Annotated in this window: 19 protein-coding genes and 1 riboswitch; of the genes, 8 read left to right on the forward strand and 11 right to left on the reverse strand. The window is 74.3% G+C overall.

Annotated elements, in window-relative coordinates; genetic code table 11:
• Positions 1 to 124 precede the first annotated feature (124 nt).
• The gene (locus NRO40_RS13340) at positions 125 to 307 is read right to left on the reverse strand and encodes a hypothetical protein (RefSeq protein ID WP_058943233.1); all 183 of its coding nucleotides are present in this window, start codon (positions 305 to 307) and stop codon (positions 125 to 127) included.
• Between the two features lie 128 nt (positions 308 to 435).
• Between NRO40_RS13340 and NRO40_RS13345 the strand changes: the two genes are divergently transcribed.
• From NRO40_RS13345 to NRO40_RS13370, 6 genes are all read left to right on the forward strand, one after another.
• Positions 436 to 888, forward strand: coding sequence for a MarR family winged helix-turn-helix transcriptional regulator (locus NRO40_RS13345; protein WP_058943234.1), 453 nt, complete (start codon positions 436 to 438; stop codon positions 886 to 888).
• 27 nt (positions 889 to 915) lie between these two features.
• Positions 916 to 2,295 (forward strand): MFS transporter, encoded by a 1,380-nt coding sequence (locus NRO40_RS13350; RefSeq protein ID WP_058943235.1) that lies wholly within the window; start codon positions 916 to 918, stop codon positions 2,293 to 2,295.
• Positions 2,296 to 2,307: 12 nt separating this feature from the next.
• A complete protein-coding gene (gene thpR, locus NRO40_RS13355) occupies positions 2,308 to 2,877 on the forward strand; it encodes an RNA 2',3'-cyclic phosphodiesterase (RefSeq protein WP_058943236.1) in 570 nt (189 codons plus the stop codon).
• A gap of 313 nt (positions 2,878 to 3,190) precedes the next feature.
• Positions 3,191 to 4,180: an aldo/keto reductase gene (locus NRO40_RS13360; RefSeq protein WP_058943237.1), complete on the forward strand. Its 990-nt coding sequence runs from the start codon at positions 3,191 to 3,193 to the stop codon at positions 4,178 to 4,180.
• A gap of 321 nt (positions 4,181 to 4,501) precedes the next feature.
• Positions 4,502 to 6,544 (forward strand): hypothetical protein, encoded by a 2,043-nt coding sequence (locus NRO40_RS13365; protein WP_257375416.1) that lies wholly within the window; start codon positions 4,502 to 4,504, stop codon positions 6,542 to 6,544.
• Positions 6,545 to 6,560: 16 nt separating this feature from the next.
• Positions 6,561 to 7,340: a bestrophin-like domain gene (locus NRO40_RS13370; protein WP_058943241.1), complete on the forward strand. Its 780-nt coding sequence runs from the start codon at positions 6,561 to 6,563 to the stop codon at positions 7,338 to 7,340.
• A 30-nt stretch (positions 7,341 to 7,370) separates the two neighbouring features.
• Here the strand turns inward: NRO40_RS13370 and NRO40_RS13375 are convergent, their stop codons facing one another.
• The 9 genes from NRO40_RS13375 to thrC form a co-directional block, all read right to left on the reverse strand.
• Positions 7,371 to 7,619 carry a hypothetical protein gene (locus NRO40_RS13375; protein ID WP_107115140.1) on the reverse strand — a complete coding sequence of 83 codons (249 nt, stop codon included), beginning with the start codon at positions 7,617 to 7,619 and terminating at the stop codon, positions 7,371 to 7,373.
• Complete coding sequence (locus tag NRO40_RS13380) at positions 7,616 to 7,819, reverse strand: hypothetical protein (RefSeq protein ID WP_306674868.1); 204 nt, start codon at positions 7,817 to 7,819, stop codon at positions 7,616 to 7,618. The genes NRO40_RS13375 and NRO40_RS13380 overlap by 4 nt, the downstream gene beginning before the upstream one ends.
• Before the next feature lie 261 nt (positions 7,820 to 8,080).
• Positions 8,081 to 10,228, reverse strand: coding sequence for an FG-GAP-like repeat-containing protein (locus NRO40_RS13385; RefSeq protein ID WP_232791136.1), 2,148 nt, complete (start codon positions 10,226 to 10,228; stop codon positions 8,081 to 8,083).
• A gap of 47 nt (positions 10,229 to 10,275) precedes the next feature.
• Positions 10,276 to 10,737 (reverse strand): hypothetical protein, encoded by a 462-nt coding sequence (locus NRO40_RS13390; RefSeq protein WP_058943244.1) that lies wholly within the window; start codon positions 10,735 to 10,737, stop codon positions 10,276 to 10,278.
• 62 nt (positions 10,738 to 10,799) lie between these two features.
• Entirely contained in the window at positions 10,800 to 14,792 is a 3,993-nt protein-coding gene (locus tag NRO40_RS13395) for a polymorphic toxin-type HINT domain-containing protein (protein ID WP_257375417.1), read from the reverse strand.
• Positions 14,793 to 15,128: 336 nt separating this feature from the next.
• Entirely contained in the window at positions 15,129 to 16,751 is a 1,623-nt protein-coding gene (gene groL / locus NRO40_RS13400; protein WP_058945335.1) for a chaperonin GroEL, read from the reverse strand.
• A 1,095-nt stretch (positions 16,752 to 17,846) separates the two neighbouring features.
• Entirely contained in the window at positions 17,847 to 18,050 is a 204-nt protein-coding gene (locus NRO40_RS13405) for a cold-shock protein (protein WP_010474007.1), read from the reverse strand.
• Positions 18,051 to 18,490: 440 nt separating this feature from the next.
• Positions 18,491 to 18,769: a MoaD/ThiS family protein gene (locus tag NRO40_RS13410; RefSeq protein WP_058945334.1), complete on the reverse strand. Its 279-nt coding sequence runs from the start codon at positions 18,767 to 18,769 to the stop codon at positions 18,491 to 18,493.
• Positions 18,770 to 18,788: 19 nt separating this feature from the next.
• Positions 18,789 to 20,081, reverse strand: a complete 1,293-nt coding sequence (thrC, locus tag NRO40_RS13415) for a threonine synthase (protein WP_058945333.1) — start codon at positions 20,079 to 20,081, stop codon at positions 18,789 to 18,791.
• 18 nt (positions 20,082 to 20,099) lie between these two features.
• Positions 20,100 to 20,249, reverse strand: a riboswitch (SAM riboswitch).
• 147 nt (positions 20,250 to 20,396) lie between these two features.
• On the opposite strand from thrC, the gene NRO40_RS13420 reads away from it, so the two are divergent.
• Together NRO40_RS13420 and NRO40_RS13425 are read left to right on the forward strand one after the other, a co-directional pair.
• A complete protein-coding gene (locus NRO40_RS13420) occupies positions 20,397 to 21,353 on the forward strand; it encodes a glucosyl-3-phosphoglycerate synthase (RefSeq protein WP_058945332.1) in 957 nt (318 codons plus the stop codon).
• 59 nt (positions 21,354 to 21,412) lie between these two features.
• Positions 21,413 to 22,792 carry an alpha,alpha-trehalose-phosphate synthase (UDP-forming) gene (locus tag NRO40_RS13425; RefSeq protein WP_058945331.1) on the forward strand — a complete coding sequence of 460 codons (1,380 nt, stop codon included), beginning with the start codon at positions 21,413 to 21,415 and terminating at the stop codon, positions 22,790 to 22,792.
• Positions 22,793 to 22,895: 103 nt separating this feature from the next.
• On the opposite strand, the gene otsB is transcribed toward NRO40_RS13425, so the two are convergent.
• Positions 22,896 to 23,747 carry a trehalose-phosphatase gene (gene otsB, locus NRO40_RS13430; RefSeq protein ID WP_058945330.1) on the reverse strand — a complete coding sequence of 284 codons (852 nt, stop codon included), beginning with the start codon at positions 23,745 to 23,747 and terminating at the stop codon, positions 22,896 to 22,898.
• Positions 23,748 to 23,781: the final 34 nt, after the last annotated feature.

Genomic DNA, 23,781 nt, shown 5'->3' on the forward strand with positions numbered 1-23,781 from the left:
CGCGCCACCGCGCCCGCCCGGCACCGCCCGTACGCACGCCCGGCGCCGCCCCGCCCGCCGGGGAATCCGCCGGCGCCGCCCCGGCCGCCCCGTACGTACGCAGGCCCGCCCGTACGGGAGCGGGTCACGGCACGCCGTAGAACTTCTCCGTCTCGTCGACGGCCGCGCTGAAGCGCTCGTCGAAGTCCTCGCGGACCAGCGTCCGGACCACGTAGTCCTGGACGCTCATCCCCCTCCTGGCCGCATGCTGCCGGACACGGTCGAGCAGCTCCCCGTCCACGCGCAGGCTGAGCACCGTCGATCCCATGCCGGACAGAGTCGCGCCACGCCCGTCGCCCGCGTGTCGCTTTTCGGTCGCTTCTCACTCTTTCGAGTGACACGCCCCTCAGATAATCCGACTGGTCTTTAGCGAGGGTAATGAGTTACCCTAACGAGATGCCCGACCTGTCCAGCGGCGGTCCCGGCAACGAGGCCGACGCCGCCGCCGTGAACGCGCTCCGCTCCGCCGTCATGCGGCTGTCCCGGCGCCTGAAGCACCAGCGTGTCGACGAGTCGCTGAGCCCGACCGAGATGTCGGTGCTCGGCACCCTCGCCCGCTGCGGCACGGCCACCCCCGGGGAACTGGCCCGCAAGGAGCACGTGCAGCCGCCGTCGATGACCCGCATCGTCGCCCTGCTGGAGGCCAAGGGACTGGTCCGGCTGGAGCCGCACCCCGACGACCGCCGGCAGAAGGTCGTCAGCCAGACCGGGCGGGCCGAGGCCATGCTGGAAGAGTCCCGCCGCAAGCGGAACGCCTGGCTGGCGTCGCTCGCCGAGGGGCTGGACGAGGACGAATGGGCCCGGCTGCGCGCCGCCGCCCCGGTCCTGGAGAAGCTCGCGCACCTGTAGGACGACGAACAGAGGAGGCGACCCCTTTTGAGGACGGGAACCGGAGAACACTCCGCCCCCGGACACAACCCCGACGACCACGACACCACCCGCACACCCCGGACCGGCGACACGTTCTCCTCCCTCCGGGTGCGCAACTACCGCCTCTTCTTCACCGGCGCCATCGTCTCCAACACGGGGACCTGGATGGCGCGCATCACCCAGGACTGGCTGGTCCTGAGCCTCACCGGCTCCGCCGCCGCCGTCGGCATCACCACCGCCCTGCAGTTCCTCCCCATGCTCCTCTTCGGCCTGTACGGCGGCGTCATCGCCGACCGCTACCCGAAGCGGCGGCTGCTCCTGCTCAGCCAGGGCGCCCTCGGCCTGTGCGGGCTCACCCTCGCCGCGCTGACCCTCTCCGGGCACGTCCAGGTGTGGCACGTCTACCTGGTCGCCTTCCTCCTCGGCATGGTCACGGTCGTGGACAACCCGACCCGGCAGTCCTTCGTCTCCGAGATGGTCGGCCCCGCCCACCTGCGCAACGCCGTCAGCCTCAACTCGGCCAACTTCCAGTCCGCCCGCCTCGTCGGCCCCGCCGTCGCCGGTCTGCTCATCGCGTCCGTCGGCAGCGGCTGGGCGTTCCTGGTCAACGGCCTGTCCTTCCTGGCGCCGCTCGCCGCCCTCCTCCTGATGCGCACCGCCGAGCTGCACCCGGTCGCCCGCGTCCCGCGCGGCAAGGGCCAGCTGCGCGAGGGGCTGCGGTACGTCGCCGGCCGCCCGGAGCTGATCTGGCCGATCGCGCTCGTCGGCTTCGTCGGCACCTTCGGCTTCAACTTCCCGATCTGGCTCACCGCCTTCGCGGACGGCGTCTTCCACGTCGGCCCCGGCACGTACGGCCTCATGAACACGCTGATGGCGGTCGGCTCCCTCGCGGGCGCGCTCCTGTCCGCCCGGCGCGGCACCTCCCGGCTGCGCATGCTGGTCGGCGCCGCCGTGGCCTTCGGCGTCCTGGAGGTGACGGCCGCGGTGACGCCCAGCTTCTGGCTGTTCATGCTGCTGCTCGTCCCCATCGGGATGTTCGGCCTGACGGTGAACGTCACGGCGAACTCGTTCGTCCAGCTGGCCACCGACCCGGCCATGCGGGGCCGCGTGATGAGCCTGTACATGATGGTGTTCGCCGGCGGCACGCCGCTGGGCGCGCCCCTCGTCGGCTGGGTCACCGACACGTACGGCGCCCGGATCGGCTTCGCCACGGGCGGCGTCGTCTCGCTGGCCGCGGCCGCCCTGATCGGGCTCGCGCTCTCCCGCGCGGCCGGACTGCGGGTCCGCGTCGAGCTGCGGCGCGGGCGCCTGGTGCGCCACCCGCACGTCCACGTCGTCCCCCGGGAAGGGCGTGAACGACCCGGTCACGTCGCCGCCACCGCGTGACAGACTCGGCTCATGAGGCTTTTCGCTGCCGTGCTGCCGCCCCCCGCGGCGGCCGGGGAACTGGCCGCGCTCGTCGACGGGTTGCGGGCACTGCCGGGCGCGGACGAGCTGCGGTGGACGGGCCGCCCCGGCTGGCACTACACCCTCGCCTTCATGGGCGAGGTGGAGGAGGACCTGCTCCCCGAGCTGACCGAGCGCCTCGCCCGGGCCGCGCACCGCACCCAGCCCTTCCCGCTGCGCGTCCACGGCGGCGGACGGTTCGGCCGCCGCGCCCTGTGGGCGGGCGCCGCGGGGGGCCTGGACGACCTGCGGCTCCTCGCCGAGCGCGCGGACGCGGCGGCGCGGCGGGCCGGGGTGTCCATGGAGGAGCACCGCCGCTACCAGGCCCACCTCACCCTGGCCCGCAGCCGCCAGGACACCGACCTGCGGCCGTTCGTGGCGGGTCTCGAACACTTCAAGGGCTCGCGCTGGGAGGTCACCGAGCTCGCCCTCGTCCGCAGCGACCTCCCGGTCTCCGGCGTGCCCGGCGAGGGACCCCGGTACGAGACGGTCGGAACGTGGCCCCTGGGCGGCGCCCGATGAGCTCCGGTTAACCTCGAGGGGTGGAACCGAAGACCCGAAACCGGATCATGGCCGTCGTGCTCGTCCTGATGTTCGCGATCATCGCGGTGGCGTCGCTCGGCGGCCGGTAGCCCCCTCAGCCCCGCCCGCACGCACACGCGCACCTCCGCGCGGCACGGCACCGTGCCGCGCGGTCCGCGACCCCGCACGCCACCGCGCCGGACGGTCCGCGACCCCGCACGCCGCCGCGCCGGACGGGGCCTCGCCGACCTCCGGCCTCCGCGCTCCGGCCGCCCTTGCCTGGAGCGGACTCGAAGCAGTTGGCTTGTGCCCCATGAAGTACACGCAGCTCGGACGCACCGGACTCAAGGTCAGCCGACTCGTCCTCGGCACGATGAACTTCGGACCCCAGACCGACGAACCCACCAGCCACGCCATCCTGGACGCCGCGCTCGACGCGGGCCTGAACTTCGTGGACACCGCCAACGTCTACGGGTGGGGCGAGAACAAGGGCCGCACCGAGGAGATCATCGGCTCGTGGTTCGCCCAGGGCGGCGGCCGGCGCGAGAAGACGGTCCTCGCCACCAAGGTCTACGGCTCCATGGCCCCCGATGGCGAGACGTGGCCCAACCACGACAAGCTCTCGGCCGTGAACATCCGCCGGGCTGTCGACGCCAGCCTCAAGCGGCTCCGCACCGACCACATCGACCTCTACCAGTTCCACCACGTCGACCGCCGGACCCCGTTCGAGGAGATCTGGCAGGCGGTCGACGTCCTCATCCAGCAGGGCAAGATCCTCTACGCCGGTTCCTCCAACTTCCCCGGCTACAAGATCGCCCAGGCGAACGAGACCGCCGCCCGCCGCGGCATGGTCGGCCTGGTCAGCGAGCAGTGCCTGTACAACCTCGCCGAGCGGCGCGCCGAGATGGAGGTCGTCCCGGCCGCGCAGGAGTACGGCCTCGGCGTCATCCCCTGGTCGCCGCTGCACGGCGGCCTGCTGGGCGGGGTCCTCCGCAAGGAGGTCGAGGGCGGCCGGCGCGCCTCGGGCCGGTCCGCCGACGCGCTCGCCGTCACCTCCGTGCGCGCCCAGGTCCAGGCGTACGAGGACCTGCTGGACAAGCACGGCCTGGAGCCCGGGGAGGTGGCCCTCGCCTGGCTGCTGACCCGGCCCGGGGTGACCGGCCCGATCGTCGGCCCGCGCACGCCGGAGCAGCTGGACAGCGCGCTGCGCGCCCTGGAGCTGGAACTGGACGACGAGGTGCTCACCGGGCTGGACGAGATCTTCCCGGGCCCCGGCCCCTCCCCGGAGGCCTTCGCCTGGTGACGGCGTAGGCCCCGCGGTCCGGCAGCGCCGCTCGCCCTCAGGGGCGGGCGGCGCCGCCGTGTCCGGGGCGGGCGGCGTCATTGCCCATGGTCGTGTCCATCGTGGCGTGCAGCAGCAATGGTGCGGGCTCCTCACGGTCGGGTGGTGCGTCTCCCGCCGGCGTCGGCGCGCCCCCGCTCGGCTGCCGGCGGGCGTCGGCCATCACGGTGCATTCGCGCTCGGCCGGCCCAGTCCGGGTGTCGCCGCGCCCCCGCGCCGACGGACGCTGACCACGGCGCACCCCCACGGTGGCCACGGCAGTCCGACGGAAGGAGGGCCCGCATGAGGGTCGGGCGTACGTTCCTCGTCGGTTCGCTGCCGCTCGCCCTGGCCGCGCTGCTCCTGTCGGCGCACACCGCCCCCCGGGCCGCCGCCGACGGCGCCGGCACCGCGGGCGCGCTGCGCCTCTCCGTCACCGTCAACGCCCGGCCGGGCCGTGGCGCCGAGCACCCCGGCGTCCGCCTCGGCCACACGGTCGTCAAGCGGTACACGCTCACCAACCGTTCCGGCGCCGACCTCCACCGCGTGACCGTCACCGACCCGGCCGTACCCGGCGCGGCCCTGCGCTGCCCGGGCGGCCGGAGCTTCTGGATGCGCGGCATGACCAGCGTCGTGTGCACCTCCCGCGTCCCCGCGGCGCCCGGCCGGCACACCGCGACGGTCCGGGCCCGCGCCGAGATCCCCTCCCTCGGGCTGCGCCCCGCCGCGACCGCCACCGCCGGGTACACCGGCGTCGCCGGCGGCCTGGCCGTCGCCGGGGCGGTGCGCGCGGTGGTCGGGGACCGCGCGGTCATCCAGTACGCCGTCGCCAACCCGGGCAACCGTCCGGTGTACGGACTGCGGCTCACCGACCCCGTCCTGCCACCGGGGGCGCGGCTCGACTGCGAGGGCCGCCCGGCGCCGCCGACGGTGCTCGCCGCCGGTGGCCGCGCCTCCTGCCTCGCGCACCTGACGGGACTGCGCCCCGGGACGTACCACACGGCCGTCGAGGCGCGGGCCGGCGACCGGCTGGAAACGCTCGGCCCGGGCGGCGAGCTCGTGGGGCCGCCGCGGCTCGTGGCGCGCGCGCCGCTGTCACCGTTCACCATCCCCCCGCCACCACCGCCCCAGCCGACCCCCGTACCACCGGACGTTCCGGGCGCACCGGGGGCGCCGGTCGTACCGGGGGCGCCGGTCGTACCGGGGGCGCCGGTCGTGCCGGGCACGCCGGCGGTGCCGGGGGCGCCGGCGGTGCCGGGCGCACCAGTGGTGCCGGGGACAACGGGGGCGCCGGTCGTACCGGGCACACCAGGAACTCCTGGAGCGCCACCACCCGTACCACCGGGCGTGCCGGGCGCACCGGTGGTGCCGGGTGCACCGGTCGTGCCGGGCGCACCGGTCGTACCCGGAGCCCCGGGGGCGCCTGGAGCCCCGCCGCCCGGGGCCCCGGTCGCTCCCGTGGCGCCTGGCCGTGCGGTACCCGGCGCTGTTCCCGGTGTGGTGCCGGGGGCCGTACCAGGTGCGGCGGTCTCCGGAGCGGCAGCCGCGGCTGCTGCGGCGGCGGCTGCGGCGGCGGCCGGTGCGGTCCCGGGCGCGGCAGGTGCCGCCGGGGCGGCTGGAGCGGCCGGGGCAACGGGTGTGACGGCCGGGGCAGGTACGGCAGCCGGGGCAGGTACGGCAGCCGGTGCAGGTGTGGGCGCCGGTGCAGGTGTGGGCGCCGGTGCAGGTGTGGGCGCCGGAGCCACGGCGGGCGCGGGCGCCGCCGCCGGGGCAGGAGCCGGGGCGGGCGCCGCCGCCGGAGCCGGTGCTGGCGCGGGCGCGGGCGCGGGGGCAGGTGCTGGCGCGGGGGCAGGTGCTGGCGCGGGGGCAGGTGCTGGCGCGGGCGCAGGAGCCGGCGCCGGCGCCGCAGCAGGCGCGGACGCAGGAGCCGGAGCAGGCGCAGGCGCGGACGCAGGAGCCGGAGCAGGCGCAGGCGCGGACGCAGGAGCCGGAGCAGGCGCAGGCGCGGACGCAGGAGCCGGAGCCGGAGCAGGCGCGGGCGCGGACGCAGGCGCCGGAGCAGGCGCGGGTCTCGCCCCCGGTACAGCACCCGGCACCGCGCCCGGCAGAGCCCCCGGCACCGCGCCCGGTACCGATCCCGGGGTCACCGGGCGCGTGCCCACCGCGCCGCGCACCCCCGCCCGGCCGCAGCGTCCCCCGGCGCGGCAGCCGGAGGTGGGGCAGCTGCTGTCCGCGCGGGCCCGTAGCGCTTCCGGCGACGACTCCGGGCTGCCCCCCGCCCTCTACCTGCTGCTCCTGCTCCTGCCGGCTGCCGTCGTGGTCGTCTTCTCGGCCCGCCGCCTCTGACCGAAGGGCGCCCCCGATGAACCCCGTCATGGAAGCCCTGCTCCTCGGGCTCTGCGGTGCCCTGTTCGCCGCCGGCGTGGTGGTCGCGTGGCACCGCTACCGGCCCGGCGCCCGGGACGGCGACTGCGAGGAGGACAGCGGCGACACCGTCGCCGAGTACATGTCGATGATGATCGCGCTGCTCTACGCGATGCTGCTCGGCCTGGCCCTCGTCACCGTCTGGGACCTGCGTGCCGGGGCCGGCAGCAGCACCGCCGACGAGGCGGGCGCCCTGCACCAGATGACCGTCCTCGCCGAGGGCCTGCCGCCCGAGCAGCGCCTCCGCGTCGAGGGCCTCGCCCAGCAGTACGCCGAGCACGTCGTGCGCGAGGAGTGGCCGCGCATGAACCGGCAGGAGGACCTCGGCGACACCGGCTGGGACATGCTGCGCCGGATGCGCGCCGACGCCGCCGCCCCACCGGACGCCACGCCCGCCCAGCAGGTCACCGCGCTGGAACTCCTCACCCAGCTCGGCACCCTCGACGAGGCCCGCCGCGGCCGCGAGGCGAGCGCCCAGGACTCCCTGTCACCCGTGCTCTGGGTCGGCCTGGTCGTCGGCGCGGTCCTCTCCGTCTGCATCCTGTTCTTCTTCGGCATCGGGCGCAGCGCGAGCCAGCTCGTCATGGCCATGGGCATGGTCGCCCTGACCGTCTTCCTCGGCTACCTGATCCACCAGCTGTCGATCCCCTTCGGCGACGTGGCGGGCGTCAGCACCGACCCCTTCACCCGCTACTTCTCCGTCCCGGGCGCGGGCTGAGGGGTGCCGCGCGGATCAGCGCGTCCCGGTTCATGGCCCGCACCGCGCCCGCAGGACCACGTCCGGCGGGGCCGCGGCGGCCGTGTCCGGGGGGCAGTCCCACTCGCGTCCGCCGCCCGGCGGGCGGAGCTGCACGTACCCGCCGACGTGCCCCATCACCTGGCCCACCCGCCCGTCGCGCGTGTCGACCGCGTACGCCCCGACCGTCCCGCCCACCGGCAGCGCCCGTGCCGCCGGCAGGGCCCCGTCCGCCGGCGGCGCCCCGTCCGCCGGGCTCACGTGCGCGCCCCGCGCAGCGCGCCCGCCAGACGAACCGCCGTGTCGAGGTTGCACCGGCCCAGTTCGATGAGCGGGTGTGACACGTCGTTCGCCACCGTCACCAGGTCGACCCGCAGCGACGGCAGGACGACACCCGCCTCGCGCAGCTCGTCCCGCAACGTCGCCACCGCCTCCTCCGCCGCCCGAAGCCGTTCCTTCATCCCACGCACCTCCATACGCCGAGTACCCGCATTCCATACACAGCGTGGTCAAAGTCCCGGCACCCCGAACGGAGTCGGCGCACCGACAACCCCATCTGGCTAACGGGAGTTGCACCGCGCCGGGCCCGGGGGCGCCCGCGTCCGCGGTCGTCACGCAGCGTGCGCCCCCGGTGATCGGCCTCCCGTCGGCGCCCCCGGAACGCCGGCAGGCCGGTACGGGAAACCCCGTACCGGCCTGCCGGTCCGCGTCGACGTGGTCGGTCAGCCGCTGTAGGGCTTCACGAACTGCGTCTGCGCGTAGAGGAAGCTGTTCGGCTTCGACTCCCAGCCGAGCAGGGCGCCGTTGAAGCCGGCGTCCGGCTTCGCCGTCCAGGTCCACATCTTCACGACACCGGTCGAGGCGTAGTGGTACATCGCGCCGAGGTCGTCGCGGCCGTCACCGTCGTAGTCGCCGACGACCAGCTGGAGGGACGAGGTGTCGAGGTCGCCGCTGAGCGACAGCTTCACCGTCGGGCCGAACGCGGTCTTCGTCGACAGCAGGGTGTTGCCGGTGACCTTGCCGTTGTCGTACCAGAACATCAGGTCGTCCAGGCGGTCGCCGTTGAAGTCGCCGACGTGCGGCTGGGCCTTGTTCCAGTCGTACGTGGTGGCGGCGGGGCCGGTCCACCAGACCTGCGGGGCGGTGAAGACACCGGCGGCCGTGGTCGGGAAGACGTACTGCTTGATGGTGTTGTCGCCCTGGCCGTAGAAGACGCCGAGCTCGTCGCGGCCGTCGCCGTTGAAGTCACCGGTGACGAACTTCGCGCGGGCGCGGGTCCAGGTGCCGGCCGGGGCCGACCACTCGGACTCGACCATGCGGTTGAAGCCACCGGTCGCGTTGGCGGTGAAGGTGAAGAGCCTCGTGACGCCGGTCGTCTTGTCGACGTTCCACAGCGCGACGTCCTCGCGGCCGTCGCCGTTGAAGTCACCGGCCTGCGGCGTCATGTTGCTGTAGTGGAAGGTCGTGTGTCCCGCCGCCACCGCCCACACCTGGACGGGCTGGGCGAACATGCCGTCCGCCTTGGCGGTCGCCAGGAACATCTTGACGCTGGTGTCGGAGTAGCCCTCGACGAAGACGAGGTCGCTGCGGCCGTCGCCGGTGAAGTCGCCCGTGACGCGCTTCTGGTACTCGGCGCGCCACTCGCCCGCCTTCGACGCGTACGTCTTGGTGAAGGCGCCGATCCGGCCGTCGGCCTGACCGCCGAAGGTGTACGTGGCGTCCGTGCCCTCCGCGAAGTCGTACCAGGCCGTCATGTCGCTGCGGCCGTCGAGGTCGACGTCGTTGCGGATCGCGGTGCCGCTGGACCACACGGTGGCGCCGGTGGAGGTGCGCACGACGACGTTGCCGCGGTCCTGGACGACCAGGGAGCCGCCGGCGGCGCTGGTGCCCGACTGCCACAGCGTGGTGGTGTCCGCGGCGTTGCGCACGACGAGGTTGCCGTCCGCGCCGAGGACGGCGGTGGCGCCCGGGTTGCCGGCCGTGCCGGTCGACCACAGGACGTTGCCGGCGCGGCCGGAGACGACGAGGTCGCCGTCGGCCTGCATCGTCAGCCGGGCCGTCGCCGAGACGAGGACGTCGCCCGGCTGCAGGCGCTGGCCGGCGGCCAGCTGGGAGCGGAAGGCGAAGCCGTCGACGCGGGCGGCGACCGCGCCGGTGCGGGTCTCCGTCTCCGGCATGCCGAAGCAGCCGCCCTGCCAGGAGCGGGTGCTGACGCCGACCAGCTCGACGCCGCCGCCGGTCCGCTGGCGCAGGACCGGACCGCCGGTGTCGCCGGCGCAGATCGCGTCGTCGGCGGTGGCGCCGGTCAGGGCGACGGTACCGGCGTCGACGGAGTCCACGCCGAAGGTCGCCGCGTGCAGCTTGTCCGGCCGCCACTCGGTCCTCGACCGGCCGAAGCCGGCCGACTTCAGGGTCTGGCCCGCGGCCGCCGGCGTGGTGGCCACCGGTACCGGGGTGATGCCGGTCGCCGGGGTGGCCAGGCGCACCAGGGCCGAGCCGCCGGTGCCGCGCGGGATGACCTCGACGACCTCGCTGACGTGGCCGCCCGTCCCCGCCAGGTCGTTGCGGCCGATGGTGGCGACCGTCTTCAGCGCGGGCTTGCCGACCTTGACCTCACCGCCCGCCAGCGGGTCGGGCGCGAAGCAGGCGGCGGCGGTCAGCACCCACGAGGCGTCGATCAGCGCGCCGGAGCAGGCGCGCATCTGCTCGCCCTCGCCGATCTGCAGGTTCGCGGTGAACGCGTACGAGGCGTCGGTGACGGCGGCGCCGACCACCGCGTTCGCGGGTATGGCCGTGCCGAGCAGGCCGGTGGCGACGCCGGCCGTGAGGATGCCTGTCGTCCAGGCGGATCGGTGGGATCTACCGAACACGGATGTTCCAATCGGTTACGGGAAAAGGGTGCGGAAGGCGCGGGCGGCTAGCGCCCGTCCGGCTCCGCGAGCGGCCCGAAGGGGTTCTCCAGACCGCGCAGTTCCTCGACCGCGGCGCCGAGGAAGCGCAGCGCCTCCCCGAGGCCGACCCCGTCGACCTGCCGCTCCCAGAGGACGGACGGTCCCTCCGGGAGGTCGGCGACGGGGTGGTCGAGGTAGGCGTCGACGGCGACGCGGGCGGAGCTGTGGGGGGTGGAGACGGTCAGCCGGGCGACGAGGTCGACCTCGTGGGTCAGCGCGAAGTCGGGCGTGAGTCCCACCACGAAGCGGTGCAGCAGCGAGACCTCGACCGAGCCGTCCTCGCGGCGGTCGGTGCGCAGCTCGTGGGAGAGCTCCCGGTGGTCGCCGAGGGCGGCGCCGTGGAGGAGCAGCTCGCTCGTGTGACCGCGCAGCCGGTCGTGGAGGCGGTCCAGCTCCTGGAGGAACGCCAGGATCTCGTCGTGTGCCATGCGGTTCCGTTTCTCGGGTGGCGGGCGGCCCCGGGAGCGTCCCGGGGCCGCCGGCCGGGTGACTAGCTGGCCATCAGGGTGTGGACGACCCACGTTCCCTTGTGGCCGCCCTCGCCCTTGTCGACGCGCCGGATGAGGAGTTCGAGCGTGTACGCGTCCTGGACGTTGCCGTTGCTGTCGGCGACCCGTCCGATCGGCTTGTCGAACTTCTTCTTGATGATCCTCTCGGCGCCGCGGGCGTTCTTCGCGGCCCACTTGGTGAGGTCGACGTTGGCGATCACGGCGTCGATGCTCTGCTGCGCCGTGGCCGGGTCGAGGCTGGAGGCCTTGCCGCCCTTGAGCGTCGGCGCCCGGTCCTTGAGGGCCTGGTCGTCGAGGCCCACGTGGTCCTTCGCGTGGCCGCCGGCGATGTTGTAGTCCTTGTTCAGGTTGCCGCAGTTGTGGACGAGCAGCGGCGCGTCGCCGGCGAGCGCGTAGTAGGTGCGCAGGCCCTTGACGGACAGGTTGTACACCGTCTCCGCCTCGGTCCACGTGCGCGTCCCGACCACCTCGACGGTGCTGCCGTCCGGGGTGCGCAGGTCGGCGCCCGGACGCAGGTCGCCCGCGTCGACCCACGCCTGCCGGTCGACCGCCCAGAACGGGTGGTTGCCGGTGGCGGTGACGGTGCCCGTGGCGTCGCCGCGGTCGCCGTCGGTGTCCACGGTCAGCCGGACCAGGGTCTTGCGGCCGTGGCCGACGATGACGTCCTCGACCTCACGGGCGTCCGTGCGGCCGCTGGCGGGGTCGGTGGCGACGACGCGGTCGCCGACGCGGATGGCGCTGATGGGGGCGCTGGTGCCGTCGGCCTTCGCGACCCGGGTCGTGGCGGTGAAGCTGTTGGGCACCTTGCACGGCGGCGGGCTGCCCTTGCCGAAGAGACCCTTGAAGAAGTCGACGGCCTTGTCGCCCCACTTGCCGAACTTGACGGCGGAGGCGCCGTACCCGGCGATCGGGATGGCCGAGCCGCAGGACAGGCCGGCGTTCAGGGCGTCGCCCTCGGCGCCGTACCAGGCGCAGTTGGCGCCGTCGGCGGCCTCACCGAAGCCGGGGACCAGACCGCCGACGTCGAGGATGAAGTGACCCGTCTCCGACAGGATCTCCCACCCGTCGCTGCCCTCGGCCTCCGCGTTGGCGGCGGCGACGATGGCGGCGTTGTCCTTCATCTCGTTGATGCGCCGGCGCTCGTCGGCCTCGGCGCGCCGCTTGGCGGCCTCCTCCTCCTTGCGCTTGACGATGAACGCGGCGTACGCGTCCTTCGACGCCTGCTCGGCGGCCGCGGCGTCCTTGCCGGCGGCGGTCGCCGAGGCGCGGGCCTCGTTCGCGGAGGCCCAGGCGTCGTCGGCGGAGTAGCGGGCGGACGCCGCGGAGTCGGCGGCGCGGGCGGCGGAGGCGGTGGCCTCGCGGGCCGCTTCCTTCGCGTCGGCCTCGGCGGCGCGCGCGGCCTTGGCGGACGCGGCGGCCTCGTCGGCGGACTTCTGCGCCGCGTCGGCGGACTTGCGGGCGTCGTCGGCGTGCTTCTTCGCCTGGTCGGCGGAGTCCTTCGCCTTCTTCGCCCACTCGGTGGCCTCGGCGGCGGCCTTGCGGGCGACGGCGGCGACCCTGGCCGCCTCGGCGGCCTGCTGCTGGGCCAACGCGGCGGAGACGGCGGCCTGCGCGATCAGCTGCTGGACCGCGGCCTGGTGGGTCGCGGCGAGCTGGTCCTTGCGCTTGGCCTTGTACTGGCCGACCTCGATGAAGTGGTGCAGCAGCTGCGGCGGTCCCTCCAGGGCGATCCGCGCCGCGGCCTTCACCTCGGGGCCGCCGGTGTTGACCAGCGTCGCGGCCTGGACGCGCTCGTCCTCGGTGCGCGCCGCGTACTGGCCGGTGGTGATGAACGAGCGGAGCTTCTCCGAGGAGCCGTCGTTCAGCGCGGCCTGCGCGGCGGCGTTGACGCCCTTGCCCGCGTCGTCGCTGATCGCGATGACGCGCACCCGGTAGTCGTCCGCCGCGGCCTCGTGCTGCCCGGTGGCGAGGAACGCGCGGACCTTCGCCGCGTCACCGCCGAGGGTCTCCAGCGCGGCGGCGCGGACGGTCGGCGACTCGGCCTCGTCGGCGAGGCGCTCGACGCGCACCACCTCGTCCATCTCGGCGGCCTGGGCGCGGCCGCCGCGGACGTAGTCCACGACGGCGGAGTCCGAACCGGCCAGCGCCGCCTGGGCGGAGGCGGTGGCCCACGGGCCGCTGTACTTCATGGTCGCGACGGCGACGGCGCGGCCCTTGGCGGCCACCTCGGCCTGGTCCGCGCCCGGCTTCGCCGCCTCGGCGGCCAGCCGGTCGGCCTCGGCGACGAGCTTCGCCGCCTCGGCGTTCTCGTCGGCCTGCGCCTTGCGGCGCTCGTCGTCGGCGGCCTTCAGGTCCCTGGCCCGCTCGATCGCGGCCGCCGTACGGGTGTTGAGGTCCTCCTGCTCCGACTTGCGCGCCAGGTCGTAGATCTTGCGCGCCTTCACCACGGCGTTGGTGGCGACATCGGCGGCCTTCTTCGCCTCGGCGGCGTGCGCCGTGGACTCCTTGGCGGCCTTCGTCGCGTCACCGGCGTGCTTGGCGGCCTCGTCGGCGGCCGCGGCGGCCTTCTCGGCGTGCGCGGCGGCGTCGTTGGCGGCGTCCCGCGCCTCGAAGGCGGCGGCCGCGGACTCGCGGGCCAGGCTCTCGGCGGCGTTCGCCGCGCGCGTTGCCTCGGCGGCGTGGCGGCGGGCCGCGGCGGCGGCGGACGCGGCCTTGGCGGAGTGCGCCCCGGCCGCGTCGGCGTGGCCGCTGGCCTGGGTCGCGGCGTTCGCGGCGGCGTCGGCGTTGGCACCGGCGCTCACGGCGGCCTTGGCGGCGTCACCGGCGGCGAGCGCGGCGACACCGGCCTGGAAGGCGGCCTCGGACGCGAGCTTCGCGCCCTTCGCCGCGGTGCGGGCCTCCTCGGCGGCCTTGCGGGCGGCGGACGCCTCACCGGCGTCGGAGGCGGCCGCGGCGGCGGCGCCCCGGGCGCGCGAGGCGGCCTGCGCGGCCGCGGCGGCGGCCGAGGCGGCCTGCGAGGCGGCAGCGGCGGCGACCCGGGCGGAGGCGTTCGCGGCGCGGGCCGCGCTGATGGCCTGCTGCGCGGCGGCGGCGGCGCCCCGGGCGGCGGTCGCGGCCCGGTTGGCGGCGTTCGCGGCGCGCTTGGAGTCCTTGCGGGCCGCCTCGGTCTCCTCGGCCGCCTTCAGCGCGGCCTCCTTGGCGAGCTTGGAGGCGGCGACGGCGCGGGCGGAGGCCTCCTTGGCGGCCTCGGTCTCCCGCTTGGCCTGCTCACCGGCGGCCTTGGCCCGCGCGGCCAGCTCGGCGACGGTCGCGCGCTCCTTGTCGCGGGCGCGCGCCACGTGCTGTCCGACCTCCAGGAACTCCCGGACGTCGTGGACGGAGCCCTCCATGGCCAGCGCCGCGGCGGCCTTCGTGGCGGCGCCCCCGGACGCCATGATCTGCATCAGCTGCACGCGGTCGTCGGCCTCGCGCGCGCTGTGCTGCGTGTAGTCCAGGAACTGGCGTACGTCCTCGACGGTGCCGGCGAGTGCGGCCTGGCCGGCCTCGCGGACACCGCGGCCGCCCTCGTTCATCAGCCGCGCCACCTCGACGCGCTGATCGTCCTCCAGCGGCTTCTGCCAGCCGGTGCGCAGGAAGGCGTCGAGGTCCTGCGGCGTCCCGCCGAGCGCGGCCTGCGCCGCCTCACGGACGCCCTTGCCGCCCAGCGAGATCATCTGAAGCGCGGTCACCCGGTCGTCGTGCAGCTCCGTGATGGCCTTCTCGCTGTCCAGGAACCGCCGCACGTCGGCGTCGGTCCCCATGAGCGCGGCCTCCGCGGCGGCCTTGACGCCGGGCCCGCCGGTCTTCCACAGCTCCACGACGCGGCCGCGGTCGGTGTCCGGGAGCGGGCTCCCCTCCACCGTCGCGGTGCCCCCCGCGGCGGGCCCGTCCGCGAAGGCCGGGGCGGCGCCCACGGTCCCCGCGGCCAGTGCCATGGAGAGCGTGCCGACGCACAGCGCACGTAGCGCGCGTCCCCGCTTCCCCCCTGATCCATACACCTTGTACATCCCCTCATCGAGCGGACCGGCCTGGTCCCGGCCGGTTCACGCGCTCGGAAAAAGCGCCCCGTGAGCATAACCGGCAAGATCAAGACGGAGGACCGGGATTCGAGCATACGAATGCCCGAGCCGGGGCGGCTCCACGGGAGCCGAGAGGGAGGGGGGTGACGGGGGGCGGCGGGGGCGGGCCGGGTGCGGGTACGACGGAGGGCGGCACCCCCGCAAGAGGGGTGCCGCCCTTCGTCGTTCAGGACGGGTCCGATCCGCGCGGGATCAGAAGTCCATGTCACCGCCCGGCATGCCGCCGCCGGCCGGCGCGGCGTTCTTCTCCGGCTTGTCGGCGATGACGGCCTCGGTGGTGAGGAACAGCGCGGCGATCGACGCGGCATTCTGCAGCGCGGAGCGCGTCACCTTGGCCGGGTCGATGATGCCCTCGGCGACCAGGTCGACGTACTCGCCGGTCGCGGCGTTCAGGCCGTGACCCGGGGTCAGGTTGCGCACCTTCTCCACCACGACACCGCCCTCGAGGCCGGCGTTGACGGCGATCTGCTTGAGCGGGGCCTCCAGGGCGGCCTTCACGGCGGCGGCACCGGTGGCCTCGTCGCCCTCCAGCTCCAGCTTGTCGAAGACGCTGGACGCCTGGAGCAGGGCCACGCCACCACCGGCGACGATGCCCTCCTCGACGGCGGCCTTGGCGTTGCGCACCGCGTCCTCGATGCGGTGCTTGCGCTCCTTGAGCTCCACCTCGGTGGCGGCGCCGGCCTTGATGACGGCCACGCCGCCGGCCAGCTTCGCGAGGCGCTCCTGGAGCTTCTCGCGGTCGTAGTCCGAGTCGGAGTTCTCGATCTCGGCGCGGATCTGGTTCACGCGGCCCGCGACCTGCTCGCTGTCACCGGCACCGTCGACGATGGTCGTCTCGTCCTTGGTGATGACGACCTTGCGGGCGCGGCCCAGGAGGTCGAGACCGGCGTTGTCCAGCTTGAGGCCGACCTCCTCGGAGATGACCTGGCCACCGGTGAGGATGGCGATGTCGCCGAGCATGGCCTTGCGGCGGTCGCCGAAGCCCGGGGCCTTGACCGCGACGGACTTGAACGTGCCGCGGATCTTGTTGACGACCAGCGTGGACAGGGCCTCGCCCTCGACGTCCTCGGCGATGATCAGCAGCGGCTTGCCGGACTGCATGACCTTCTCCAGCAGCGGGAGGAGGTCCTTCACCGCGGAGACCTTGGAGTTGACGATGAGGATGTAGGGGTCCTCGAGGACGGCCTCCATGCGCTCCATGTCGGTCGCGAAGTACGCCGAGATGTAGCCCTTGTCGAAGCGCATACCCTCGGTGAGCTCGAGCTCGAGCCCGAAGGTGTTGGACTCCTCGACGGTGATGACGCCTTCCTTGCCGACCTTGTCCATGGCCTCGGCGATGAGCTCGCCGATCTGGGTGTCGGCGGCGGAGATGGACGCGGTGGAGGCGATCTGCTCCTTCGTCTCCACGTCCTTCGCCTGCTCCAGCAGCGCACCGGAGACGGCCTCGACGGCCTTCTCGATGCCGCGCTTCAGGGCCATCGGGTTGGCGCCGGCGGCGACGTTGCGCAGACCCTCGCGGACGAGCGCCTGGGCGAGGACGGTCGCGGTGGTCGTACCGTCACCGGCGACGTCGTCCGTCTTCTTGGCGACTTCCTTGACCAGCTCGGCGCCGATCTTCTCGTACGGGTCCTCGAGCTCGATCTCCTTGGCGATGGACACACCATCGTTGGTGATCGTGGGGGCGCCCCACTTCTTCTCGAGGACGACGTTGCGACCCTTGGGACCAAGGGTGACCTTGACGGCGTCGGCGAGCTGGTTCATCCCGCGCTCGAGACCGCGCCGTGCCTCCTCGTCGAACGCGATGATCTTGGCCATGTGAAGTGGTCCTCCCGGACTGATGGGGTCTCCCCTGCTCGGACGCAGTAGAGAGCTTGGGGAAGGATTGCTCCGGACCGCGCTGGCGCCCGCGACGGACGGCCCGTGTGCCGCGTGGTTCCCTGCCCCACGCCGCCCTGCGGGCCTCACCCACGAGGTCCTTGGTTGTCACTCTCACTCTCAGAGTGCTAATGCCAATGATTAGCACTCGCCCTAGGAGAGTGCAAGCGCCCCACCCCGTGACGGGGCCTGCGATCGCCCTCCGCGAACCACCCCGCGCGCCCCCACCGGGCGTGCGCGCGGGGCGCGTCCACCGGCGCCGTGCGCGCACCCGGGGACCACCGGGTGCGGCACCCCGCCGCGGACACCACCGGGCGCCGGCGCCCCCGGCGGCCGGCACCGCGCGGACTCGGCGACCGGGGGCCGGAGGCGTCCCGCGCCAGGCCCGCGGAAGCCGGCAACGCGCGCGGCGGGGCCACCGCCGCCCCACGCGTACGACGCGGGTCGGACGGGGCGGGCGTTCGCCGGACACGGTCGCGGACCACGCCGCGCGGCCGCGCACGGGCACCGGCGCACCGGAACGGAGACGGCGCGCGGGGACCGCGGACACGGGCGCGTTCATGACGGGCGGCGGGGCGTGCGGGCCGGGGGCGTACGCACCGGAGGGGCGTGCCCGCCGAGGGGGCGGCCCCGCACCCCTCACTCCTCACGCACCCCGGGCGCCCGCGGGGTCCTACAGGCCGGGGCGTACCGGCCGGGGGCGTACCGGCCGGAGGGGCGTACGCACCCGTCGAGGAGGCGTCGCCTCGCACCACCCACCCTCACGCACCCGGGCGGCGCGAACCCGCGCGACGATGGGGGCCGTACCGGCCGGGGCGCGGCCCCGCGCCGCTCGCCCCTCACGCACCCCGGGCACGAACCCGCGTGGCGGCCTGGAGCGCCCCATCCGGCACGGACGGCGCGCGGCACCCGGGCACCGGGCGTGCGCGGGCGCGGTCCGGGCGGGCGGCCGGCCCCGGGACGGGCGGAAAGCCCGCACCCCGGTGCCGGGGTGCGGGCCCTCCGTCGCAATGCCGTTGGCCGGACGCGTCGTACCTAGACGGCGATCTTGACCATGTCCGCCTGCGGACCCTTCTGACCCTGCGAGATCTCGAACTCGACCCGCTGGCCCTCCTCAAGGGTGCGGTAGCCATCCATCTGGATCGCGCTGTAGTGGACGAAAACATCCGCACCACCGTCGACCGCGATGAAGCCGTACCCCTTCTCCGCGTTGAACCACTTGACGGTGCCCTGAGCCATGCCTAACTCCCCTATTACTGGCCCTTGCACAGGACCGCACTTCGCGGACCCGGGTCAGACCTCGCCCACTGACCGAACCCCTGACTCTCCGAGCCGGGGACGCCCCAGGAGCGTGCGCCGGAACGCGTCGACCGCGGCTGAATGTATCTGCCCAACTGCCCTCTGCAACAGGTCAATCGGACGAGAATTCCGAGCACCGGCGAAGGGAGAACCTGTCCGCAATGCTCATAACCCCGGGCAAGTCGGGCCGGGCAAACGGCGCAAAGTTCGCAAGAAACGACGCTACTTTGGCTACATCTTGTCGCGGCCGGGCGCATTCTCATATGCACGTGGCACAGGCGGCGGCGGGGACTTCCCCAACTCTACCGCGCTCAACCATGCAGAATTGCCCCCTCCGCTTTTGTCGGCGGAGGGGGCAACGGGGAAAAGCGGAAGGGAACTCAGCAACCGCCCGCGACCGCCGGAATGATCGAGACGCCCGCGCCGTCGGGGGTCGACGTGGCGAGCCCGCCCTCGAAGCGGACGTCGTCGTCGTTGACGTAGACGTTCACGAAGCGGCGCAGCTGCCCCTGGTCGTCGAGGACGCGCGCGGCGATGCCCGGGTGGTTCTTCTCCAGGGACTCGATGACCTCGGCGAGGGTGGCCCCCTCGGCCTCGACCTCGGACCGGCCGTCCGTGTACGTGCGGAGGATGGTGGGGATGCGGACGTTGACGCTCATGTTTCGTGTCTCCCGGGGGTCAGTGGGCGAGGCCGGCGTCCCGGAACGCGTCCAGGCTCGGGCGGATGGTCGCGGTGGGACCGGTCGTCGGGGCGACCGCGTCCAGGGTCTTGAGGCCGTCGCCGGTGTTGAGGACGACGGTGGTGAGGGTCGGGTCGAGGAGGCCCTGCTCGACGAGCTTGCGCGTCACGCCCACCGTCACGCCGCCCGCCGTCTCGGCGAAGATGCCCTCGGTGCGGGCCAGCAGCTTGATCGCGTCGACGACCTGCGCGTCGTCCACGTCCTCCACCGCGCCGCCGGTGCGGCGGGCGATGTCGAGGACGTACGGTCCGTCCGCCGGGTTGCCGATGGCGAGCGACTTGGCGATCGTGTTCGGCTTCTGCGGGCGCACGACGTCGTGGCCGGCCTTGAAGGCGGCCGACACCGGGGAGCAGCCCTCCGCCTGGGCGCCGAAGATCCTGTACGGCCTGTCCTCGACCAGGCCCAGCCGGATCAGTTCCTGCAGCCCCTTGTCGATCTTCGTCAGCTGCGAGCCGGACGCGATCGGGATCACCAGCTGGTCGGGGAGCCGCCACCCGAGCTGCTCGCAGATCTCGTACGCGAGGGTCTTGGAGCCCTCGGCGTAGTACGGGCGGAGGTTGACGTTGACGAAGCCCCAGCCCTCGCCGAGCGGGTCGCCGATGAGCTCCGAGCAGAAGCGGTTGACGTCGTCGTACGTGCCCTCGATGCCGACGAGGTCGCCGCCGTAGACCGCGGCCATGACGACCTTGCCCTGCTCCAGGTCGTGCGGGATGAACACGCACGAGCGGAAGCCGGCGCGGGCGGCGGCGGCGCCCACCGCGCCCGCGAGGTTGCCGGTGGAGGAGCAGGACAGGGTGGTGAAGCCGAAGGCGCGGGCGGCCTCCAGGGCCTGGGCGACCACGCGGTCCTTGAAGGAGTGGGTCGGGTTCCCGGAGTCGTCCTTGACGAACAGCCTGCCCGGCGCGACGCCCAGCTCGCGGGCGAGGTTGTCGGCCCGCACGAGGGGCGTCCAGCCGGGGTTCAGGTTGGGCTTGTCGGCGACGTCGGCCGGGACGGGCAGGAGGGGGGCGTAGCGCCAGATGTTGGCCGGGCCGGCCTCGATCCGCTTGCGCAGCTCCTCCGGGTCGCCGGCCGGGAGGTCGTAGGCCACTTCGAGGGGGCCGAAACAGAACTCGCAGGCGAAGATCGGGCCGAGCGCGAAGCGCTCACCGCATTCGCGACAGGAGAGTCCGGCGGCGGGGCCGAGGTCGACGGAGGTGGCGCTGGTGGGTGCGGTGGTCTGCACAGCCATGGGAGGCGAGGCCCTTTCTCCTCATCTTTCTCACTGGCGTCTTTCGCCGTGAGACGGATTTGGCACCTTCCCTAGCCGGGGACCTCGCGGGCACGTGCGCGTGCGAGACCGACTGGAGGGTTGCCGGGGCTTCATCGGGCCGTTTCCCTCTGCCCCTCTGGATGAGCGGTATGTGGTTGTCGGCGCGGGACCCCGGCATGCGGGCGTCTCACGCGTTGTTCAAGACTGTAACCGAAGGGGTGGGTGTCCGAGAGGGGCGTCCGACCTACGAGATGGATCACCTGCGGTTGTGGGACGACCCGAGGAGAGGCGCGCGTGCTGGAAGAGGTGGAGCGCTGGCTGGAGCGGCGGTCCTGGTCCGTGGCCGACCGGCCCGTGGACCGGCTGCTCGCCGCCAAGCGGGCCCGCGGCACGACGGTGAGCGTCGTCCTGCCCGCGCTGGACGAGGAGGCGACGGTCGGCGAGATCGTCACCGTGATCCGGCGGGAGCTGATGTCGGAAGCGGTGCCGCTCGTCGACGAGCTCGTCGTCCTCGACTCCGGCTCGACCGACCGCACGGCCGAGGTCGCCGCGGCGGCCGGCGCGCGCGTGGTGGCGCGGGACGACGTGCTGCCGCGGATACCCGCCGTCCCGGGCAAGGGCGAGGTGCTGTGGCGCTCCCTGCTGGTGACCGGCGGGGACGTGGTGTGCTTCGTCGACGCCGACCTGCGTGAGTTCCGCGCGGACTTCGTGACGGGCATCGTGGGGCCGCTGCTGACCGACCCGGACGTCGAGTTCGTGAAGGCCACGTACGACCGGCCGCTCGGCTCCGGACCCGCCGCCGGGCAGGGCGGACGGGTGACGGAGCTGGTCGCGCGGCCGCTGCTGAACCTGCACTGGCCGCAGCTGGCCGGGTTCGTCCAGCCGCTCGGCGGGGAGTACGCGGCCCGTCGCTCGCTGCTGGAGCGGCTGCCCTTCCCGGTGGGGTACGGCGTGGAACTGGCGCTGCTGGTGGACGCGCTGCACCTGGTGGGGCTGGACGCGCTGGCGCAGGTCGACGTGGGCGTGCGCCTCCACCGCCACCAGGACGACCGGGCGCTGGGGCGGATGGCCGCGGCGATCTACCGCACGGCCCAGCTGCGGCTGTCGCGCGGGCACCTGGTGCGGCCGCGGCTGACGCAGTTCGAGCGCACCGAGGCGGGGTTCGCGCCGCGTACCCACCCGGTGGACACGGAGGAGCGCCCGCCGATGGTCGAGGTGGCGGAGTACGTGCGGAAGCGCCGGGTGGCCTGACGGCCGGCGGGTTCGTTTCCGCACGTTTGAGCGTTTCCGGCGCGGGCTAGGTTGGCCTCATGGTCTCGGACATCCTGGTGGCATCGAATCGCGGTCCGGTCAGCTACGCGCTGCGGGAGGACGGCGAGCTGGAGGCGAGGCGCGGTGGCGGGGGCCTGGTCTCCGGGCTCTCCGCGATCGGGCCCGACGCGGGCGCGGTGTGGGTGTGCGCCGCGCTGGGCGACGGCGACCGCGAGGCGGTGCGCCGGGGCGTCGGCGAGACGGGCGTCCGCATGCTGGACATCGACGCGGAGACGCACGCCGCCGCCTACAACGGCATCGCCAACTCCGTGCTGTGGTTCGTGCACCACATGCTCTACCAGACGCCCCTGGAGCCGGCCTTCGACGCGGAGTTCCGCACGCGCTGGGAGGCGTACCGGGCGTACAACCGCGCCTTCGCCGAGGCGCTCGCGGCGGAGGCGGCCCCGGGCGCGGCGGTCCTCATCCAGGACTACCACCTCGCGCTGGCCCCCGGCATGCTCCGCGAGCTCCGCCCCGACCTGCGCATCGGCCACTTCTCGCACACCCCGTGGGCGCCGCCGGACTACTTCGGCATGCTCCCCGACGACGTCGCCCGCGAGCTGCTGCGCGGGATGCTCGGCGCGGACCGGCTCGGCTTCCTCACCCGCCGCTGGGCGGACTCCTTCGCCGCCTGCTGCGAGCGGCTCGTCGGCGGCACGGGCGACACGCGGATCGGCGTGCACGGCCTGGGCGCCGACGCCGACTTCCTGCGCGCCCGCTCGCGCGAGGCGGACGTCGAGGACCGCATGGCGACGCTGCGGGAGCAGATCGGCGGGGCGGACCGGAAGACCGTCATCCGCGTGGACCGCACGGAGCTGTCGAAGAACATCGTGCGCGGCCTGCTCTCCTACCGGGCGCTGCTGGAGGAGCACCCCGAGTGGCGCGAGCGGGTCGTCCACATCGCCTTCGCCTACCCCTCCCGCCAGGACCTCGCCGTGTACCGGGAGTACACCGCGGAGGTCTCCCGGCTGGCGGACGAGATCAACACCGCGTACGGCACGGACGGCTGGACGCCGGTCCTGCTGCACGTGAAGGACGACTTCGCCCGCTCCCTCGCCGCGTACCGCCTCGCCGACGTGGCGCTGGTCAACCCCATCAGGGACGGCATGAACCTGGTCGCCAAGGAGGTCCCGGTCGTCTCCGACGGGGGCTGCGCCCTGGTCCTGTCCCGCGAGGCCGGGGCGCACGAGGAGCTCGGCGACGCCGCGGTGACGGTCAACCCGTACGACGTCACCGGCACCGCCCGGGCCCTGCACGAGGCGCTCTCCATGCCGGCCGCCGAACGCGCCGAACGCACCGAGCGCCTCGCCGCCGCGGCCACCGCCCTCCCGCCGCAGCGCTGGTTCCTCGACCAGCTGGAGGCCCTCCGCGCCCTGTGACCCCGGCGGGTCCCGCCCGTGCGTACGGCGAACGGCCCCGGCGTGTGCCGGGGCCGTTCGCCGTACGCGGGCATGCAACGTATGCGCCGCCCGGGCTGTTCGGTCAGTGCGGGAGGGCGCGGGCCAGGGAGGCGAGGAAGCCGACCACGGCGGCCGGGCCCGGGAGGGTGAGGTCGGCGCGGGCGGCGAGGGTGCTCACCTCGTCGCTGCCGCTGCACACCAGCAGGCCCGGGACGCCCTCGGCGCGGAGCTTCTCCACCGCGGCGAAGGCCGGCAGGTCACCCAGGTCGTCCCCCGCGTACAGGACCGCCCCGGCGCCCGTGGCGCGCACGTGCTCCAGGAGCGCCTCGCCCTTGTCCATCCCGGGCGGGCGCAGCTCCAGGACCATGCGGCCCGGTTCCACGACGAGCCCGTGCCGGGTGGCCAGGTCGGCGAGGGGATCCACCAGGGCGTCGAACGCCGCCTGCGGGTCGGTCGCGCGGCGCGTGTGGACGGCGACCGCGCGGCCCTTCTCCTCGATCCACGTCCCGGGCCACGCGCCGGCCCGCTCCAGGACGCCGGGCAGTTCGGCGCGCGCCGCCGCGACGCCCGGGTGCTCGGGGGCGGCGCGGACCTCGCCGGTGCGGGCGTCCCAGCGTTCGGCGCCGTAGTGGCCGAGGACGACGAGGCGGTCCAGGCCCGGCACCCCGGCGAAGCCGCCGTACCGGACCGCGACGCCGGCCGGGCGCCCGGTGACCACCGCGACGGAGCCGACGCACGGGGCCAGCTCGGCGAGCGCGGGCACGGCGTCCGGGTGGGCGCGGGCCTGCTCGGGGTCGGCGACGATCGGCGCGAGGGTCCCGTCGAAGTCGACGGCCACGACGGCGGTGCGGGGCCGCGCCAGGATCGCGGCCAGGCCCTCACGACCGGCGGCCGTGGCGGGCACGGGAAGGCTGTCATCCGGGTAACTGGACATGTGTGCGTACCTATCCCGTACGCCCCCGGGACAC

Origin of the sequence: Streptomyces changanensis (genome assembly GCF_024600715.1) — a bacterium.
Classification (GTDB): domain Bacteria; phylum Actinomycetota; class Actinomycetes; order Streptomycetales; family Streptomycetaceae; genus Streptomyces; species Streptomyces changanensis.

Coding starts and splice junctions, on each gene's coding strand:
- NRO40_RS13340 (WP_058943233.1), bottom strand. CDS start 307: ATGGGATCGACGGTGCTCAGCCTGCGCGTGGACGGGGAGCTGCTCGAC.
- NRO40_RS13345 (WP_058943234.1), top strand. CDS start 436: ATGCCCGACCTGTCCAGCGGCGGTCCCGGCAACGAGGCCGACGCCGCC.
- thpR (WP_058943236.1), top strand. CDS start 2,308: ATGAGGCTTTTCGCTGCCGTGCTGCCGCCCCCCGCGGCGGCCGGGGAA.
- NRO40_RS13360 (WP_058943237.1), top strand. CDS start 3,191: ATGAAGTACACGCAGCTCGGACGCACCGGACTCAAGGTCAGCCGACTC.
- NRO40_RS13365 (WP_257375416.1), top strand. CDS start 4,502: ATGAGGGTCGGGCGTACGTTCCTCGTCGGTTCGCTGCCGCTCGCCCTG.
- NRO40_RS13370 (WP_058943241.1), top strand. CDS start 6,561: ATGAACCCCGTCATGGAAGCCCTGCTCCTCGGGCTCTGCGGTGCCCTG.
- NRO40_RS13380 (WP_306674868.1), bottom strand. CDS start 7,819: ATGAAGGAACGGCTTCGGGCGGCGGAGGAGGCGGTGGCGACGTTGCGG.
- NRO40_RS13390 (WP_058943244.1), bottom strand. CDS start 10,737: ATGGCACACGACGAGATCCTGGCGTTCCTCCAGGAGCTGGACCGCCTC.
- NRO40_RS13395 (WP_257375417.1), bottom strand. CDS start 14,792: ATGGCACTGGCCGCGGGGACCGTGGGCGCCGCCCCGGCCTTCGCGGAC.
- groL (WP_058945335.1), bottom strand. CDS start 16,751: ATGGCCAAGATCATCGCGTTCGACGAGGAGGCACGGCGCGGTCTCGAG.
- NRO40_RS13405 (WP_010474007.1), bottom strand. CDS start 18,050: ATGGCTCAGGGCACCGTCAAGTGGTTCAACGCGGAGAAGGGGTACGGC.
- NRO40_RS13410 (WP_058945334.1), bottom strand. CDS start 18,769: ATGAGCGTCAACGTCCGCATCCCCACCATCCTCCGCACGTACACGGAC.
- thrC (WP_058945333.1), bottom strand. CDS start 20,081: ATGGCTGTGCAGACCACCGCACCCACCAGCGCCACCTCCGTCGACCTC.
- NRO40_RS13425 (WP_058945331.1), top strand. CDS start 21,413: ATGGTCTCGGACATCCTGGTGGCATCGAATCGCGGTCCGGTCAGCTAC.
- otsB (WP_058945330.1), bottom strand. CDS start 23,747: ATGTCCAGTTACCCGGATGACAGCCTTCCCGTGCCCGCCACGGCCGCC.